Origin of the sequence: Leifsonia sp. T36S-04 (genome assembly GCF_042465655.1) — a bacterium.
Classification (GTDB): Bacteria; Actinomycetota; Actinomycetes; order Actinomycetales; family Microbacteriaceae; genus Leifsonia.
The window spans coordinates 3609307-3626239 of the sequence record NZ_CP146286.1 but is presented as its reverse complement, the minus strand read 5'-3'; the positions used below and the strand labels follow the sequence as shown (position 1 = coordinate 3626239).

General features: G+C 68.4%; 17 protein-coding genes. 6 read left to right on the top strand and 11 right to left on the bottom strand.

The window, feature by feature from the left end; all coding sequences use genetic code 11:
• Positions 1-37: 37 nt before the first annotated feature.
• The 4 genes from P3F85_RS17730 to P3F85_RS17715 all read right to left on the bottom strand — a co-directional run bounded on the left by P3F85_RS17730 (position 38) and on the right by P3F85_RS17715 (position 3879).
• Entirely contained in the window at positions 38-823 is a 786-nt protein-coding gene (locus P3F85_RS17730; RefSeq protein ID WP_374009163.1) for an amino acid ABC transporter permease, read from the bottom strand.
• Positions 824-858: 35 nt separating this feature from the next.
• Positions 859-1737, bottom strand: a complete 879-nt coding sequence (locus tag P3F85_RS17725; RefSeq protein WP_374009162.1) for an ABC transporter substrate-binding protein — start codon at positions 1735-1737, stop codon at positions 859-861.
• Positions 1734-2915, bottom strand: a complete 1182-nt coding sequence (gene solA, locus P3F85_RS17720) for an N-methyl-L-tryptophan oxidase (RefSeq protein ID WP_374009161.1) — start codon at positions 2913-2915, stop codon at positions 1734-1736. Before solA ends, P3F85_RS17725 begins: the two co-directional genes overlap by 4 nt.
• Positions 2916-3090: 175 nt before the next feature.
• Positions 3091-3879: a DeoR/GlpR family DNA-binding transcription regulator gene (locus P3F85_RS17715; RefSeq protein ID WP_374009160.1), complete on the bottom strand. Its 789-nt coding sequence runs from the start codon at positions 3877-3879 to the stop codon at positions 3091-3093.
• Positions 3880-4017: 138 nt separating this feature from the next.
• Between P3F85_RS17715 and P3F85_RS17710 the strand changes: the two genes are divergently transcribed.
• Genes P3F85_RS17710 through P3F85_RS17695 form a run of 4 tightly spaced genes read left to right on the top strand, consistent with a single transcriptional unit; the run spans position 4018 to position 8361 of the window.
• Complete coding sequence (locus P3F85_RS17710; RefSeq protein WP_374009159.1) at positions 4018-5061, top strand: 1-phosphofructokinase family hexose kinase; 1044 nt, start codon at positions 4018-4020, stop codon at positions 5059-5061.
• Positions 5058-6473, top strand: a complete 1416-nt coding sequence (locus P3F85_RS17705) for an L-fuculokinase (RefSeq protein ID WP_374009158.1) — start codon at positions 5058-5060, stop codon at positions 6471-6473. Before P3F85_RS17710 ends, P3F85_RS17705 begins: the two co-directional genes overlap by 4 nt.
• 47 nt (positions 6474-6520) lie before the next feature.
• Entirely contained in the window at positions 6521-7543 is a 1023-nt protein-coding gene (locus tag P3F85_RS17700) for an aldo/keto reductase (protein ID WP_374009157.1), read from the top strand.
• On the top strand, positions 7540-8361 hold the full coding sequence (locus P3F85_RS17695) for a class II fructose-bisphosphate aldolase (RefSeq protein WP_374009156.1): 822 nt from the start codon (positions 7540-7542) through the stop codon (positions 8359-8361). Before P3F85_RS17700 ends, P3F85_RS17695 begins: the two co-directional genes overlap by 4 nt.
• Before the next feature lie 416 nt (positions 8362-8777).
• On the opposite strand, the gene P3F85_RS17690 is transcribed toward P3F85_RS17695, so the two are convergent.
• From P3F85_RS17690 to P3F85_RS17665, 6 genes are all read right to left on the bottom strand, one after another.
• Positions 8778-9080, bottom strand: coding sequence for a hypothetical protein (locus P3F85_RS17690; protein WP_374009155.1), 303 nt, complete (start codon positions 9078-9080; stop codon positions 8778-8780).
• Between the two features lie 406 nt (positions 9081-9486).
• Entirely contained in the window at positions 9487-10458 is a 972-nt protein-coding gene (locus tag P3F85_RS17685; protein WP_374009154.1) for an ABC transporter substrate-binding protein, read from the bottom strand.
• Positions 10455-11234: an amino acid ABC transporter ATP-binding protein gene (locus P3F85_RS17680; RefSeq protein WP_374009153.1), complete on the bottom strand. Its 780-nt coding sequence runs from the start codon at positions 11232-11234 to the stop codon at positions 10455-10457. Before P3F85_RS17680 ends, P3F85_RS17685 begins: the two co-directional genes overlap by 4 nt.
• Positions 11231-12118, bottom strand: coding sequence for an amino acid ABC transporter permease (locus tag P3F85_RS17675; RefSeq protein ID WP_374009152.1), 888 nt, complete (start codon positions 12116-12118; stop codon positions 11231-11233). The genes P3F85_RS17680 and P3F85_RS17675 overlap by 4 nt, the downstream gene beginning before the upstream one ends.
• A complete protein-coding gene (locus P3F85_RS17670; RefSeq protein WP_374009151.1) occupies positions 12115-13053 on the bottom strand; it encodes an ROK family protein in 939 nt (312 codons plus the stop codon). Before P3F85_RS17670 ends, P3F85_RS17675 begins: the two co-directional genes overlap by 4 nt.
• Entirely contained in the window at positions 13043-14044 is a 1002-nt protein-coding gene (locus tag P3F85_RS17665; RefSeq protein WP_374009150.1) for an SIS domain-containing protein, read from the bottom strand. The genes P3F85_RS17670 and P3F85_RS17665 overlap by 11 nt, the downstream gene beginning before the upstream one ends.
• Before the next feature lie 119 nt (positions 14045-14163).
• On the opposite strand from P3F85_RS17665, the gene P3F85_RS17660 reads away from it, so the two are divergent.
• Together P3F85_RS17660 and P3F85_RS17655 are read left to right on the top strand one after the other, a co-directional pair.
• On the top strand, positions 14164-15390 hold the full coding sequence (locus P3F85_RS17660) for an ROK family protein (RefSeq protein ID WP_374009149.1): 1227 nt from the start codon (positions 14164-14166) through the stop codon (positions 15388-15390).
• Entirely contained in the window at positions 15371-16030 is a 660-nt protein-coding gene (locus P3F85_RS17655) for an HAD family hydrolase (protein WP_374009148.1), read from the top strand. Before P3F85_RS17660 ends, P3F85_RS17655 begins: the two co-directional genes overlap by 20 nt.
• 19 nt (positions 16031-16049) lie before the next feature.
• On the opposite strand, the gene P3F85_RS17650 is transcribed toward P3F85_RS17655, so the two are convergent.
• Positions 16050-16931 (bottom strand): ROK family protein, encoded by an 882-nt coding sequence (locus tag P3F85_RS17650; protein ID WP_374009147.1) that lies wholly within the window; start codon positions 16929-16931, stop codon positions 16050-16052.
• Between the last annotated feature and the right edge of the window lie 2 nt (positions 16932-16933).

Here is a 16933-nt window from a genome sequence, read left to right as displayed (position 1 = left end):
TGCACGTCCTTCTGCTCAGGTCGGCTGTCAATCTGCGTCACTTCTCCGCCCCCTCCAACTGCTGCGCCGACACGGGAGCGGTCGGCGTCAGATTGGCCGCGTCCGCCTCGCCGGTCATGGCGTTCTCAGGCTTCCGGCCGGTCTTGAACCGCTTGTCCATCCAGTTGACGACGTAGGTCAGCGGGATGGTGATGATCAGGTACATGACACCGGCGGCAACCAGCGGTGACAGGTTGCCGGTCTGCTGCGCGGCGTCCTGGCCGATGCGGTAGAGCTCGCGCTGCGACACCGTGAAGCCCAGCAGGTACACGAGGCTGGAGTCCTTGATGGTCGCGATGAACTGATTCGTCAGGGCGGGCAGAACGTTGCGTATGCCCTGCGGGATCACGATCAGGCGCATCGCCATCCCGTGCGGCATCCCCAGCGCCCTGGCCGCTTCCAGCTGGCCAGGCGGGAGCGATTGGATGCCGGAACGGAAGATCTCGGCGATGTACGCTCCCGCGATGAGCCCGAGCGTGAGGATGCCGTACGGGTACGAGTTGTCGCCGAAGATCCGGACGCCCATGAGCGGGAGCCCTTGCCCCAGCAAGAAGATCGTGAGGATGACGGGCAATCCTCGCATGAGGTCGACGTACACCCGGGCCGGCACCCGCAGCCAGAGGCGCTTGGACATGCTCGCCAGCGCGACCAGGATTCCGACGATCGTTCCCAGGACCATCGCCCCGATGGCGAGGATCAGCGTGTTCGGGAGTCCGATGACGACGAGGTCGGGGAGGATCGCGGCGATCTGATCCCAGTTGAAGAAGCCGTTGATGATGTCCATGTGCTGTCCCTTCGGCCGGCCCGGGTGCGTGTCCGCTACTCGACCGAGTACTTGTTCGACGGGTGGGCCGCGTAGTACTTCTTCAGCCACTCGATCACCGGCTTCGCGTCGTCGGCCGGGTTCCACTTCTCGAGCATCTTCTGGGTGGTCCCGTCGGCGAGGAACGTCCGCAGCTGCTCGTTGAGGGCGACACGGAGGTTCGTGGCCTTCTTGTTGAGGATCCATGCGCCTCCACGGTCCTCGGGGTTCACCGCCGAGAGGGCGACCTTGAAACCGAACTGGCTGGTGTACGCCTTGGCGTTCTGCGGATCGACCAGGATGCCGTCAAGACTGCCTCCGGAGAGCGCGAGCCTCGCGGCGTTGTTGGAAGGGAAGGTAACGATGTTCGCCTTGGTCCAGTACTTCTGCGCGTACTGGAGTGCCTGGCTGGACTGCAGGATGCCGATCTTCTTGCCGTCGACGTCGGACTCCTTCTTGATGGAGGAGTCCTTCGGCACCACGAGCGCGTTGTTCCCGATGATGTCGGGGAGCGTGAAGTCGACGGTCTTGCGCCGGACGTCGGTGTCGGCGATCGAGCCCATGGTCATGTCCGCCTGCCCGCCGGCGACCAGCGGGATGAGGGTGTCGAAGTCACGGCCGGTGACATCGACCTTCAGGCCCAGATTCTTCGCCGCCTGCTCCACCAGTGCGATGTCAACGCCGACCCATTTCTTGTCCTTGATGTAGGCGAACGGGGTCAGGTCGCTGCTGGTGACGATCGTGATGACGCCTGGCTTGATGGTCTCGTACTTCGACGTGGCGCTGCCCGTGGTCGAGGCGGATTCGGCGTTGGATCCGCTCGAGCACGCGGTGGTCGCGACGAGCGCGGCCGTCAGGACTGTGGCAGCGAGGGACGCCGTGATGAGTCGCTTCATTTCGTTGCTCCAATGGTGGTGGTGGGGATGGTGCTAGGGGTTGCCGCCGCTGCGAAGCGGTCGGGAGAGAAGAGGCTCACGTCGAGGTCGCTCTCGCCGGTGAGGGCGAGCTGAGCGGCGACATCGCCGTTGGCTGCGGACATCTTGAAGCCCCGGCCAGAGCAGGCGGAGAGCACGACGAGCCGAGGGTGCGCGGCAGGAATGCCGATGGTGAACTCCTCGTCCGGGGTCATGGTGATCATGCAGCCACCCGAAAACGCGGGGACGGGCTCCAGATCGGGAAGCGTCTCGGCGACGAAGGTACGGACCCGGGCGAGCTCCCAGTCCTCGACCTCTTTCTTGTTCGCGGACGGATCGTGGATCTCGTATCCCTCGGTGAAGTCCAGGCCGATCTTGACGCCGTATTCGTCGAACTCCGGGAGGCCCCATCCGGTCTCGCCGAGCGCTTCGTGCGTGAAGGCGGGAAAGGCATCGGCGGTGAAGCGCGACTCCCGGCCGGCCTTCGGCGTGAACCAGGACAGGGTGGCGCGACGGGGGGTGAGCTGGAGCGGCAGGAACGGCAGGAGGGTGCGCTGCCAGGCTCCGGCGGCGACGATCACGGTGCCGACCTCCCAGGTGCGGGCGGCCGTGACGATGAGGACCGACTCGTCCTGCGGGATCACCTCGAGAACGGCCGCATCCACCACTCGGGCACCGTGCTTCTGCGCGAGCGCCCACTCAGTGCGGATGGCGAGTTCCGGCTGGAGGTAGCCGCTGGCCGGGTCGATCACGCCGATGTCGCCGGCGCTGACCACATGCTGAGGGAAGCGCCGGCGCAGCTCTGCTTCGTCGAGATACTCGAGCGGGAGGCCGGTTTCGGCGGCGACCTTCTCAAGGCCGCCGATCAGGGGGCCGTCCGGACGGCCGATGGACAGTCCGCCCGTCATGTGGAGGACGGACTCGCCGCTCTCGGCTTCGAGTTCGCGCCACAGGCCGACGGCTCGCTGGGCGAGGGCCGACTCCTGCGGCCCCTGCGGTGTGACGGACTTGAACACGCGCGAGTAGCCATGCGAAGAACCGCGGTCGTGGCCCGATCCGAACTGCTCGAAGCCGATGACATCGGCGCCGCGTGCCGCCGACCGCCAGAGGGCCGCACTTCCTGCGGCGCCCAATCCGATTACGCCAACTTGCGCGTCCACTTCGCTCCTCACTGAAAACGACCTTGTCCATCCCCGTGAACGCCCCGTTTGGGAGGCGCTTGCGGCGAATTAACGGAAGTCAAACACAGGAAACCGGAACTAGTCAAGCGGAAACAGGCGGGTAATCAGAACGTAACAGAACACCCTGCGATGGCAGGGTGCGAAGCGGACCGCTTCAGACGCGGACGACGCGCCCGATGGCGGACTCGAGCTCGGTCGCCTGCTGCATCGAGAGTCCTGTGTCGGTGATGAGGAGGTTGATGTCCGAGGGCTCGCCGTAGCGGCAGAACGAAACCCGACCCACCTTGCTGTGGTCGGCGAGCAGCACGCGACGATTGGAGCACCGCAGGGCGGCGCGCTTGGTCTCCGCCTCCGCGATGTCGGGCGTGGTCAATCCGCGCTCGAGGCTGAGGCCGTTGGTGCCGAGGAAGGCGACGTCGACGAAGAGGTCCTCCAGGTTCCGGATGGCGAGGGAATCCACGCTGCCAAGGGTCAGCGCACGGACACGCCCGCCGATTATCACGACGGTCGCAGCCGCGGACCGGGTCGCCAGCGACTGTGCAATCGGCAGTGAGTTGGTGACAACGGTCACCGGGAAATCGGCGGGGATGAGGTCGGCTAGGTGCGCCGTCGTGGTGCCCGCTTCGATGAACACGACCCCACCGGCCGGCAGCTCGTCGAGTGCCGCGCGGGCGATGCGCTCCTTCTCGGCCGTCCATTCCGTGCGCGCTGTGATCCCCGGTTCGAACGCCGGCGTCTCGACGGGGATGCCGCCGCCGTGCACTCGCACGATGAGCCCGTCCGCCTGCAGCGCCGCAAGGTCTTTGCGCACGGTCTCCGGCGTCACAGCGAGCGACTTGGCCGCTGCGTTGACGCGCACCCGGCCCTGCTGCCGCGCTGTCTCCAGGAGCAGCCGCTGCCGCTCCGGTCCCGACAGCCGCTCCTCGTCGTCGATCGCCGCCATGTCTCTCCCCTGGTTCGCGCCGCAATGGACCGCGCGCCTCATATCCTACGGTTTTGGTTCGGTCTTGACGGTCCACTTCTTTCTGTGCTTTGCTTTGTTTGCTTTGGTTTTGGATTGAAGGATGGAAAGGGGCCGATGATGACGTCATCCGATCGTTTACGGGCGGATGCTGCCAGTCCCCGTGCGGGAGCGCCGGCCATCCTGATCGTGGGTCCCAACCCGGCGATGGACCGCACAGAAGAGATCGCCGACTTCCGACCGCACAAGGTGAATCGTGCCCTCGTCAGCAGTCCCCGCGCCGGCGGCAAGAGCATCATCGTGGCGCGCGCCGTGCGTCGGCTCGGCCACCACGTGAGCGCATACGGTTTCCTCGGTGGCGCGACCGGCCACTACCTGCGCGCGGAGTGCGAAGCGCTCGGGATTCGCGACCGTCACACCGAGATCACGGACGAGACGCGCATCAACACGATCCTGGTCGACGACCGCACCCGGCTGTCCACGGTGATCAACGAGCCGGGCCCGATCGTCTCCCCCGCCGAGATCGCCGCCCTGACCTCGACGGTCTCGGATGATCTGCGCGAGGGGGACTTCCTCATCCTCACCGGCAGCCTGCCGCGCGGAACGACGGACGACTTCTACGCGTCGCTGATCGCCCTCGGGCGCGCCCGCGGCGCACGTTCCATCGTCGACGCCGAGGGATCCGTTCTGGCGAGCGCCGCCGGAGCCGGGCCGTGGGCAGTCAAGTGCAACCTCGACGAATTCCGTGCGATCGCACCGGGCGCACCCCAGACCCTGGCGGGCGACGGCGACCGCACGCGACTGGTGGCGGCGATGCACGCTCTGGTCGACACCGGTATCTCCCTCGTCATCGTCACGCTCGGTGCCGCGGGCCTCATCGCGGTGACGCCCACTCACGTGTTCGACGTGGATGCTCCGCCCGTGGACACGAAGAACGCCACCGGGTCAGGAGACACCTTCCTCGCCGGTTTCGCGTCGGCGCTCGCCGACGGTGCCGACGTCGCCACCGCCCTTCGCGTCGGTGCTGCTGCGGCGAGCGCGAACGCCGCCGTCCTCATCCCCGACATCGGCCCGGACCCGCAGCTCGACACCCTGCTCGCCCGCACCCGCGCCGTCGTCCAGCCGGCCGCCGCGCGCGGCGAGCGGCTGGGTGCGCATTCATGATCTTCCTCGGTGTGGATGTCGGCACCACTCGTACGAAAGCACTCGCGTACGACGCCGAGACCCAGAAGCGCTTCGTCGTCGCGCGGCCGACTCCTGTCGTGGAGTCATCGTCGGGTGATCTGCGCGACGCCGACGCTGTACTGCAGACGGTGATGGGAGCGGTCGGTGAGGCGATCGCCGCGCTGACCGCGGAGCAGCGGGCACGGATCGCGGGGATCGGGATCACCTCCCTCAGCGAGGAGATGGTCCTGCTCGGCCCCGACTCCGCGCCGCTGGGCCCGATGCCCACCTGGTACAACCAGCACGCCGGCCGAGAGGACGCCATCGAGGCAGGACTCGACCCGTCCTTCTCGTGGGCGAAGCTCCGCTGGGCTCACGATCGCATCGCGCGTTCGGCCGAGCCGTTCAGTGCGGTCGCGAGGGAGGACGTCATTGCGGTGACGACGCTGAGCGCGTACATCGGCGACCGGCTGGCATACGCTGGGCGATTCGCCGTCGACCACTCGCACGCATCGCGGACCGGTTTCTTCGACCTCCGCGACGGCCGCTGGCTCCCGGAGCTCTTCGAGAAGACGGGGTGGCCGGCTGCCCTGCTGCCGCCGCTTGTGCCGACCGGCACGTCCGCCGGAATGCTCGATAGTGCGCTGGCCGAACTCTGGGGCATCCCGTCGTCCATCTCCGTCGTCCTCGCCGGGCACGACCACTTCTGCGGCGCGTTCGGGTTGGGCGTGCGCGGCGATGGCGAGCTCTACGTGTCTGCGGGCACCTCGGAGGCCCATTGCCTGATCGTGGACGCCCTCCCGGAGGGGCCGATCCCGGCACACGTCGGAGCGGGCCGGTACGTCGACGGCGAACGCTTCTATCTGCACCGACAGCTGCCCTCGGGCCATTTGTACCGGCACTGGCAAACGCTGCTCGGCACCGCGGAGCAGACGCAGGAGGAGGAGAGCTCCGCCCTCGCCGCGGAGCCGGTCGGTTCCGGCGGGGCCGTGCTCGTTCCCGGAATCGACACGGACACCCGCAGCTGGCTGCTGGGGCTCCGGACCGACGCGAACTCGCCGTCTGTGCTCCGCGCGCTCTTCGAAGGGTTGGCATGCGCTGCCCTCGACATCGACGACGGCCTCGTCGCGGTCTCGGGCCGCAGCATCACCTCGGTGATCGCCGCCGGCGTTCCCTGCGGCTCGCCCGTGTGGCAGGAGATCCGGGCGCACCTGTCCCCGGCACCTCTCTCCGTGAGCACCGAGACCGAGGCACCCGCCCTCGGGGCCGCACTCCTGGCGCAGCGCTCGGTGACCGGCGCTCCAGCCGCTGTCCAGTCCTCCGTCGCCATCGGCACCAGTGACGACCTCCGTACTGCCTACCGCGCTGTGCGTGACCGTTTCGAGCAGGCCTCGGCCTTCGTCGTCCGCTGACCGGACTCGCCCTCTCCACTCCGCACACCATCCCGAAGGGAACCGTCATGCCCACTTCACTACCCACCCGCCGTCTCGGCGACACCGAGCTGCAGCTCACCCGCATCGGCTTCGGCTCCCTCGCAATGGGGGGCGCGCACTGGGTCTCTGGTCGCGGCGAGCAGAGCGATGCGGACTCGGTCGCCAGCGCTCGCGCGGCCGTTGAAGCAGGAATCAACTGGATCGATACCGCCCCCGTCTACGGCCGAGGGCTCGCCGAGGAGCTGGTCGGTTCCGTGCTCCGCGATTTCGCCGAGGCGGATCGGCCCCTCGTCTTCACCAAGGCCGGTCTCGGCTGGGACGACGACGATCCCCGCGGCGAGCCGACGCGCACGGGCGACCCCGCGCGCATCCGGACGGAGGTCGATGACTCGTTGAGGCGTTTGGGCGTGGAGCGTATCGACCTGTTCCAGATGCACTGGCCGCCGCTCGACCAGTACCGTATCGAGGATTACTGGCCCGTCTTCGCAGAGCTCCGCGACTCCGGCAAGGTGCGTGCTATCGGGCTGTCGAATCACACCGTCGCCGAACTGACAGCGGCTGAGCGCATCGCGCACGTCGATTCCATGCAGCCGCCGTTCTCGGTGCTCAGTCGTGAAGCGGCCGCCGATGTCATCCCGGCATCAGCGGCGAACGGCACCGGCGTTCTCGCCTACGCGCCGATGGAGTCCGGCCTGCTCACCGGTTCGTTCACACCGGAGCGCGCAGCGTCGCTGTCGAAGACCGATTGGCGCCGGGACAGTCCCGACCACACCGGCGAGGGCCTGCGACGCAATCTGCGAGTCATCGACGAGCTCAGTGCCGTCGGCCGCGGACGCGGTGTCACCACCAGCGCGATCGCCGTGGCCTGGACCCTTGCCTTCGACGGCGTGACCGGCGCGATCGTCGGCGCCCGCGTTCCCGGGCAGATCGACGACTGGATCGCCGCAGCCTCTCTCGACCTGACCTGCGAGGAGCTGGATCGCATCGCGCAGGCCGTCGAGGAGTCAGGCGCCGGACGGGGACCAGTCCGCACGGAGGCGGGCGCGTGAGCCTCGTCTCACCGGCTGACCTTCTGGCAGGCGGCGGGGCGGCCGGGGCCTTCAACGTCATCCTGCCGGAGCACCTCGAAGCGTTCATCGCGGCCGCCGAGCGGCGGCGGTCGGGGCTCATCCTGCAGCTGTCGCAGAACGCCGTGCGCTACCACGGGTCGCTCGCTCCGATGGGCAGCGCCCTCCTGGCCGCCGCCCGCGCATCGACCGTCCCCATCGCGGTGCAACTCGACCACGCCGACGATCTGGACCTGATCCGCGAAGCCGTCGCGCTCGGCTTCACCTCGATAATGTTCGACGGCTCCCGCCTCGACGATGCCACCAACGTCGAACGGACAGCTGTCCTCGCCCGCGAACTCGAAGACACGGGCGTCTGGGTGGAGGCGGAGCTCGGCGAGATCGGGGGCAAGGACGGTGTGCACTCGGCCACCGCACGCACGAGCCCAGGGGACGCAGCCCGATTCGTCACGCTGACCGGAGTGGATGGGCTCGCGGTCGCGGTCGGCAGCTCGCACGCGATGACCGAGCAGTCGGCCGTGATCGACCTCGCGCTGGTGACCGCTCTCCGCAACGCCGTCCCGGTGCCGCTGGTGCTCCACGGTTCGTCGGGCGTCCCGGATGCACTCGTTCGGCAGGCGTGCCAGGCCGGCATTCGGAAGGTCAACGTCGGAACCCGCTTCAATTCCGTGTTCAGCCACGCACTGCGTCGAGCCCTCGCGGCGGATCCCGCGGCCGTCGACCCGCGCCGCTACCTCCGGCCGGCGAGGGAGGCCGTGGAGGCGGACGCGGCGCACCTGCTCGAGGTGATCGGCGGGTGAGCGAGCGCGCTGTGGGTGCGGGTCCGGCTTAGCGACAAGGCCCCGGAACCGGGCAGCCTGAATACGCCTCCACGTCGACTTACCCGGTCTCACCCGAGATCGTCGCATCGCCAGGCGCTGCGCTCCGGCGGGAACGTGCGCCCAGACAACCGCACCTAGAACCGGTTGCTCGCGGAGTTGCCACCTTCCGAAGGGCGACCCCACGACTCGTCGATGTGTTCCCGCAGCTGGGTCCAGATTTCCACGGGGCTCTCCCGAGTCGCCTCCGACAAGCGGGACGCGAGCCGGGTGATCGCCATCAAGGCCGGTTAGATCGCGGCTGAAAGGTCGATATCGACACGGCCGGTAGCGTCATCGAGGCGGGTTGTGAGTTCCGCACGGAAGACGGGACCCACAACGGTGTCTGGACGCCCAGGTCAGTCGAGGCCTGCCAGGTGCGCGCCCGCTGCCGGCGCTGCGATCACCGCACCGCCGGCCCGTCGAACCCGATCCAGTGCCAGGAATGGGGCACACGCCGTCTCGGCGGCCAGCGCCGCGAGGTGCCCGATGAGGGTGTGCGGGTCGGCGGCGATCGCCCACCCGTCCACCGCATACCGGGACATCGTGTCGACGCATTCCTTCTTCTCTTCCGGTGTCGGGCTGGTGGAGCCGACCACGCCGATCAGTCCGCGTTGCAGTTCTGGGCCCATGTGTGTGGTGTCGATGATGAATACCCGCATGATCGTTCGCTCCCGTGGTCGATCGTTTTGTTTGCTTTCCGGCGGAGAGATCGAGAGCGAGTGGGAGCGGCGTAAGTGCCGGGACCGTGGAATACCGGACTGGAGCGAAGCGGAGGGAGGATAAGCCGCGAAAGCCCGGCACGGTAAGCCGCGGGAACGAGGTAGGATCGCCCTGCGAAAAGACACACAAACCCATGAAGGCAGCGCCGCCACAGGCGGCTCCACAGTGGTTCAACCCAGCGGACGCCATCTGCGCTTGCAGCTGATCTCCGACGCCCCAGATCCGCCTATTTGCCGCGAGATCGGCTGTAAAGCTTTTGTATTCAACGTTAATCACCCGGACCCGGACCCGGACCCAGACCCGGACGGATCATTGGATCCGCCCGGGCCTCTATTGGAATCGAGCTCAGCCGAGGTCGAGGAAGCTGCTCTCGTACTGCGCCGCGTCGTTGATGGCGACCTTCTTCATCTCGTTCTGTTCCAGACCGCGGGCCTTGTAGAGCGAGCCGTACACGCCGGTGTCGATGAGGTGGTCGACGGTGGCCGCGATCGCCTTGGTCAGCTTTGTCCCGTCGGCGTTCTTCGGCAGCGCGATCGCCTGGTAGCCGACGCCGTAGCGCTTGCCCTTGACAACCTCGAGCTGGTCGCCCGTGCCGTTGCCGTTCTCGCTGGTGAACATCGCGGTGCCGAACGTGTCGAGGAAGACATCGGCGCGACCGCTGCGGATGGCCAGGTAGCCGTCTGCGGCAGCGGGGAGTGGGGTGATCGTCATCTTCGCGGAGCACTGCGCGTTCTGCTTGTCGACGAGCTGCTGCGTGATACCGCCCTGGGTGACGGCGACCCGCAGGCCACAGGCGTCCGCGATCGCCTTCACGTTGTGCGGGTTGCCCTTGGCGACGACGAGCGCGGTGCCCTCAGTCTGGTAGCTGACGAAGTTCATCACCTTCTCGCGCTCGGAGGTGTCGCTGATGGTCGACATGCCGAGGTCGTAGCGGCCGCCCTGGATGCCGGTGAGGATGCCCGCGAAGGCGACGGTCTTGAAGTCCGCGGGGAGGCCCAGCGTGCAGCCGATGGCGCGACCGAGGTCGACCTCCAGGCCGGTGAGCCTTCCACCGTCCTTGTAGGTGTAGGGCGGGCCGTCGCCCGCGGTGGCGATCTTCAAGTGTCCCGTGGACAGGATGGAGTCGGGCACCTGGGAGCGCAGGGATGCCACCTGGTCCACCTTCTTGCCTTCGACGGTGCAGTCAGAGGAGGAGGCGCCGGTAGTGCCGGAGGCGGTCGAGCCCCCGGCACTCGGGGCGCTGCAGCCCGCCAGGGCCAGCAGGGCGATGGTTGCGCTCGCCGCGATGGCGAGCGGTCGGAATGTTGGTGAAGTCACGACAGGACCTTTCTCAGGAAATTGCGGGCTCTCTCAGTCGACGGCGAGGTGAGGAACTCTTGCGGTGGTGCGGTCTCGACGAGCCGTCCGTCGTCGAAGAATGCGATCTGATCGGCGACCTCGCGGGCGAAACCGATCTCGTGGGTGACGACGATCATCGTCATGCCCGAGGCGGCGAGGTCCCTCATGACATCGAGGACCTCGCCGACGAGCTCCGGGTCCAAGGCGGACGTGGGCTCGTCGAAGAGGATGAGCTCGGGCTTCGTCGCCAGCGTGCGCGCGATGGCCGTGCGCTGCTGCTGGCCGCCGGAGAGCTCCCGGGGGTAAGCGCTGAGCTTCTCGCCGAGCCCGACGCGCTCCAGCAGCTCCACCGCGGTAGCGCGGGCTTCGCTGCGCGAGCGCTTCTTCACGACCAGCTGCGGCTGGACGACGTTCTCCAGAATCGTCAGATGGCCAAAGAGGTTGAACTGCTGGAAGACCATGCCGATGCGCGCGCGCCGCTCGGCGGTCTCGCGCTCGCGCATCTCGTAGAGCCTGCCGTTCGACTCCCGGTAGCCGACCAGCTCGCCGTCGACGAGCAGTTCGCCGCCGTCGATGCTCTCCAGGTGATTGATGCAGCGCAGGAAGGTGGACTTCCCTCCCCCGGATGCGCCCAGGATGCAGGTGACCTCCCCGCGGCGTGCGATGAAATCGATGCCCTTCAGCACCTGGTGGTCGCCGTAACGCTTCTCGACGCCGATCGCCTGAACGACGATGTCCTGCACGGGAATGCTCACTGTTCCGTCTCCGTCCGCAGCTTGGTGGGGCGTCGGCCGGCACGCGAGCCGACGGCGAATCGCTTCTCGAGGTAGTACTGGCCGATGCTCGCCAGGGTGGTCGCGACGATGTACCAGAAGCTCGCTACGAAGAGCAGCTCGATCACCTTGAAGTTCGACGAGGAGATCGACTGGGCGCGGGTGAGCAAGTCGGCCGCACCGATCACGGAGACGAGCGACGTCGCCTTGAGCATCCCGATGACCTCGTTGCTGGAGGGCGGGATGATGACCCGCATCGCCTGCGGAAGCACGATCTTCGCCATGATCTGCCCCGGCCGGTAGCCGAGCGCCGACGCGGCTTCCCGCTGGCCCGGATCGATCGACAGGATGCCGGCGCGCACGATCTCGGACATGTACGCCGCCTCGTTGAGCCCCAGCCCGAGCGTCGCCGCGACCATCGGCGTGACGACCACGTTGGTGGAGACCGACCACCCGCCGATTGACAGCGTCGGGATGAACAGGGCGATGTTGAACCAGAACAGGATCTGCACCAGCTGCGGGACGCTCCGGACGAACCACACGTAGGTCGTCGAAACCGAGCGGAGAACCGGGTTGCTGGACAGGCGCATGACGGCCAGCACCGTCCCGAGCACCGCGCCGAGCACCATCGCGAGGACGGTCAGTTCGAGCGTGACGAGCAGCCCGGACAGGATGTCGGCGTTGGGCAGGTAGGCGAAGACCGCCCCCCAGTCCACATTGCGGCTGGTGGCGAACACCCACAGGATGGCGACGACCGCCGCGACGGCGATCGCGGCGCCGATGAGCCGTCCCCAGTGCTTCAGGGGAACGACCTCTACCGTCGTTCCCCGGCGGACCGCCACGGGAGCGGTGCGGTTCACGGTCATGTCAGGACCACTCCTTCTGTATCGCCGGCCACACCTGCGCGCTCGACGCCGCCGACGCGTGCGATCGCAGCGGCGCCGGCCCAGCACGACGCCGGCCCCAGCTGCGCACGCAGGAGAGGAATGCGGCGCGTGTGCTCGACCGAGATGTGCTCCCGGGCGACCGCGTCCGCACGCTCGAGGTAACCGGGCCCACCGCTGCCCAGCCCGCCGCCGAGGACGACGGCCTCGGGGTCGTAGATGAGCATGAGGTCCGCGATGAGCACACCCAGATGCCAGGCGGCGTGCTCGATCACATCGGCGGCACGCCCGTCCCCCGCCGCTGCCGCGGCGAACACCTGCCGCGCATCGGATCGCGCATCCCCGAAGTACGCCTCCGCGATCGCGGTGCCGGAAGAGATCCGTTCGACGTTCGCAGCGTCACAGCGCTCCCACGCACACCGCGCCGGGGTGGTGTATCCGCTGAAGTAGGCGGATCGGTGAGCGCCCTCCAAGGGCCGGCCCTCCTCGAGGTACGCGTGCGCCAACCCCGTGCCCGCGGTCACGTACAGCGGGCGCGTGGTCCCACGGGCGGCGCCGAACCGGTGTTCGCCGACCGCGCCGGCCTCGGCGTCCGCGATCACCACGTGCGTGCGTCCATCCGCGGACAGCGCCTGGGCGAGGTCGCGCCCCCGCCAGCCGAACCAGCCGTGCGGGTCGCGCAGGCGGCCCTCCTCGTCGATGGTGGTCGCCATCGAAACGCCGACCACGGCCGCATGGGAGAGCTCGGGCTGCCTGAGGAGCGCCCAGACTGCGGCGAGGTTGGCACCGCCGTCGCCGGGAGTCGTCGGCAGCACGCCGACCTCGATGGGGCGACCGTCGGGGCCGATGTAGCCGGCGGCGATCTTGGTGCCGCCGACGTCGACCCCGACGGCTCCCGGGGTGACGTCAGTTCTCACGGGTCAATTCCGCCTCGTCGGTGATCGAGTGCGAGGTGTAACGGAACTCGCCGGCCGGGATCCCCGCCTGCTCGCCCCATGCGTACGCCAGTACGGACGGCACGATGAGAGAGACCAGCGGGAGGTACTCGTCGGCCACGGGGATCGCCACGCTCGCGTCGTCCGGGCCCACGACGACGACCCGCCCGGTGATGTCCCGGAGCGCCCGGGCGAAGGAGGCGTCCAGCTCCGCCGCGCGCCCTTCCCGGGCGGCGAAGACCAGCGAGAGCTGCTCGGAGCTGATGCCCTCGATGGGTCCATGCCGGTAGGTGCTCGAATCCCACGCCGCAGCGGGCACTCGGGCGATCTCGCGGACGATGAGCGTCGCCTGCACGGCGGTGGCCGCGAGGGCGCCCCGGCCGAAGAATTCGGCGTAGGCGGGCGCAGTGGGCTGCAGAGCGAGGATGCCGTCCGCGGCGGCGAGGGCGGCGGCGGCCGCAGCGCCCAGCTCGGCGGAGGGGAGCCCGTCTTCACCGGCGGCGGCCGCGGCGACCCGGAACAGAGTGAGGTAGGTCGCGGTCCACGGTCCGAACGGCGTATGCGTGACCTCGGTCAGGCCCTGGTCGACCGTGGCATCACAGAGTCCTGCGAGTTCGCTGTCGGGCGCATTCGTGATGCACAGTGTGCGCACGCCCCGATCCTTCAGCGCCTGAGCGGCGCGAATGGTCTCGACCGACGTTCCGCTGTACGAGATGAGGATGACGAGCTCGTCATCGGCGATGGTCGCAGCGCTCGAGTGGACGACGTGTGAGGCGAGTTCCGCGCGGGCATCGATCCCTCGCTCCAGGAAGCGTTCCACCGCGGCCAACGAGGCGTTGTAGGAGCCGCCCATCGCTGCGATGCGCACCCGTGAGACGCCCTCCGCGAGAGCCGCGACCTGAGGTGAGAGCGGCCGTGCCGCGATCTCGTCGAGTGTGGACGGGATGTGGGAGAAGCGCTGAGCGAGGTCCATGGTTCCATTTCTGTCCGCGTCTATTAGTTCGTCAACCGACCGAACTAAGTGTTCTAGTATGCTAACCGAACGAACGAAGTCGCCGCAAGAGCGGAAGCCGTCGGGATGGAGAAAGCCGGATGACACTGCCGGAATTGAGTGAGAGCGCCCGCAAGACGCTCGCCGCGCTCCTCACGCTGGGGCCGTCGAGCCGGCCGCAGCTGAGCGCCTGGACCGATCTCTCCAAGCAGACGATCTCCATCGCGGTCGAAGAGCTTGTGGCCGAGGAACTGATCGAGCCGACGAGCGTTCACCAGGGCCGGATCGGCCGGGCGGCGTCGGTGTACGACCTCGGCAGCCGCTCGGGCTGGCTCCTGGGAGTCGACTTCGGCTCCACCCACATCAGGCTTGCCGCCACCTCACTGGCGGGCGAGGTGCTCAAGGAAGAGGATGTCGCCGTCAGCGCTCCGGTCAACACGGCCAACGCGGACTTCACCGAGGACGCGCACGCCGCCATCGTGGCCTTCATCGAGCGGGTGAGTGCGGATGGGCGCCGGCTGCTCGCCGCGTGCGTCGCCCTCTCCCGATCCGTCCCGACGCTGCGCGACTGGAATCAGGTACCCGGCGACGAGACCCTCCCCGGCGACCTGCAGCGCATCCTCGGCGGCCTGGGAATCCCAGAGGACGCGGCGTTCTACGCCGAGAACAACGTCAATTGCGCGGCCCTCGGGGAGCTGCGCCGCGGCGCGGGACGGGAGGAGTCCGACTTCGCATACCTCCAGGTCGGCGTCGGCATCGGCGCGGGCATCGTCTCCGAAGCCCGGCTGGTCAGGGGCGCTGAGGGGCAGGCGGGCGAGTTGCGATACCTGCCGTCCCCCCTGCATCCCGAAGAGTACGTCTCCGCCGAAGACGCCCTCGACGCCGCCGGCATGATCGACCACTTCGACACTGTCCGGGGGGCCGACGAAGCGCCTGCAGCGGCCGTGGAGGACATCATCGAGCGGGCCGCGCGGGGGTCGCACAGCGCTGCCCAGGTACTCGACCGGCAGGCCGACGGTGTCGCGTTCCTCGTCGCCGCCCTGGTAGCCGTGGGCAACCCGGCGAAGGTCATCCTCGGTGGCGGCATCGGCCAGGCGCCGGCCATCGGAGACCGGGTGGCCGACCGGGTGCGGCGAATGGGGCTCGCGGTAGAGCTCGAACCCGGTGTCCTGCGCGACTCGGCGACCGTTGCAGGCGCGGCGACACTGGCCAGGGAGAAGGCTCTGGACGAACTCGTCGGCCCGACCCTGGGGTTCGCGATCACCCGGCGGCATCGCGAGTGGGTCGAGAACCCCACTGCCGGAGACGATGGAGCGGTCGTTGCCTGAGCACGGCGCGCCGCAGGCCGTGATCTTCGACTGCGACGGCGTACTTGTGGACAGCGAGGCGCCGGCTGTCGCCATCGACCAGATCATGCTCCGCGACTTCGGCATCGACCTGCCGCTTGACGAGATCCATGCACGCTTCGTTGGGATGACGGAGGCCGCCTACATCGCAGAACTCGAGCGAATGGTCGGCCCGTTGCCCCCCGGCTGGCGAGAGCCGTACCGTCCTCTCTACGAACATGCGCTGGGCGACGGACTCCAGGCGATCGAGGGGGTGGATGCCGTGATCGAGAGCCTTACCGTCCCGACTGCGGTGGCTTCCAACAGCTCGCATCCCCGCATCCGCCGCTCGCTGGGTCGTGTCGGCCTGCTGCACCATTTCGATGGACGCATCGTCAGCGCGCAGGACGTGCCGCGCGGCAAGCCTGCACCGGACGTCTACCTTTGGGCGGCTGCACTGCTCCAGGTCTCGCCGGAAGCCTGCGTTGCGATCGAGGACTCCCCCACCGGCGCGCGAGCGGCACGGTCGGCGGGCATGCGGGTGTTTGGATACGTCGACGGGCTGACATCCCGCCAGCTACTCCGCGCGGAGGGGGCGACCACGTTCACGGCGATGGAGGAGCTCCTCGACCTGATCAGGTGAGGGCGTGCTCTCGCTGCCGTCAGCGAAGACGGCTGTCGTCCTGGGCGATCAGTGCGGCACCCATCCAGCAGGACGCGTTTCCGAGCGCCGCCGTCGTGAACGGCGTGTCGGCGAACAGCTGCTGGCGGTACAACGTCGGGCAGCGCTCGATGGCGCCGCGAACGTACTCGGGAAACCCGCTCGCCAGTCCGCCCCCGACGACCACCACATCGGGATCCATGGTCTGAACGAGGAGCGCGAGGTAGGCAGCGAGGGCGTCGGCCCCCTCATCGAGCACTCGCAACGCGAAGGGATCGGCCCGGCGCACTGCCGCAGCGAGCGGTCGGGCATCGGCGCCGCCGTCGAACCGGCGAGCAAGAGCGGGCCCCGCGCACAGCTCCTCCCAGGTCGATGCGCCGGGCGCCGCGCCCGCGGGCGACCAGCCGCTGAACAGAGCCGCGTTGTGCGCACCGCTCCAGACGGAGCCTCCGACCACGAAGGCGTGGGCAAGACCGGTACCCAGCGTCACGTAGAGCATCGAGGCTGCGCCCTGCCCCGCGCCCACGCGTTGCTCAGCGACGGCGCCGCACATGGCGTCGTTGGCGGCGAGGGCAGGCGAGTCGGTACCCACGATGTCCGCGGCCGTCCATCCCGACCATCCCAGCCAGCCAGCCGCATCGCGCAGTCGTCCTTCGTGGTCGACGGTGGTCGTGACGGACAACCCGACCGGGACCATTGCCGATTCTCGGGCGGACCGCAACAGTTTTCGAACCGTCTCGGCGTTGCCGTGTCCGTCGCCGCGCAGGGTTGGTTCCTGCCCGAGAGGCAGGTCGCTCCCATCGGCTCGGATGCCTCCCACCGCGATCTTGGTGCCACCAACGTCGACTCCGAGCGCGACGATCTGGCCTCCATCCGGGTTCATCC

Bases quoted from the DNA above. Each gene is read 5' to 3' on its own strand.
- P3F85_RS17730 (WP_374009163.1), bottom strand. From the start codon at position 823: ATGGACATCATCAACGGCTTCTTCAACTGGGATCAGATCGCCGCGATC.
- P3F85_RS17725 (WP_374009162.1), bottom strand. From the start codon at position 1,737: ATGAAGCGACTCATCACGGCGTCCCTCGCTGCCACAGTCCTGACGGCC.
- P3F85_RS17715 (WP_374009160.1), bottom strand. From the start codon at position 3,879: ATGGCGGCGATCGACGACGAGGAGCGGCTGTCGGGACCGGAGCGGCAG.
- P3F85_RS17710 (WP_374009159.1), top strand. From the start codon at position 4,018: ATGACGTCATCCGATCGTTTACGGGCGGATGCTGCCAGTCCCCGTGCG.
- P3F85_RS17705 (WP_374009158.1), top strand. From the start codon at position 5,058: ATGATCTTCCTCGGTGTGGATGTCGGCACCACTCGTACGAAAGCACTC.
- P3F85_RS17700 (WP_374009157.1), top strand. From the start codon at position 6,521: ATGCCCACTTCACTACCCACCCGCCGTCTCGGCGACACCGAGCTGCAG.
- P3F85_RS17690 (WP_374009155.1), bottom strand. From the start codon at position 9,080: ATGCGGGTATTCATCATCGACACCACACACATGGGCCCAGAACTGCAA.
- P3F85_RS17675 (WP_374009152.1), bottom strand. From the start codon at position 12,118: ATGACCGTGAACCGCACCGCTCCCGTGGCGGTCCGCCGGGGAACGACG.
- P3F85_RS17665 (WP_374009150.1), bottom strand. From the start codon at position 14,044: ATGGACCTCGCTCAGCGCTTCTCCCACATCCCGTCCACACTCGACGAG.
- P3F85_RS17660 (WP_374009149.1), top strand. From the start codon at position 14,164: ATGACACTGCCGGAATTGAGTGAGAGCGCCCGCAAGACGCTCGCCGCG.
- P3F85_RS17655 (WP_374009148.1), top strand. From the start codon at position 15,371: ATGGAGCGGTCGTTGCCTGAGCACGGCGCGCCGCAGGCCGTGATCTTC.
- P3F85_RS17650 (WP_374009147.1), bottom strand. From the start codon at position 16,931: ATGAACCCGGATGGAGGCCAGATCGTCGCGCTCGGAGTCGACGTTGGT.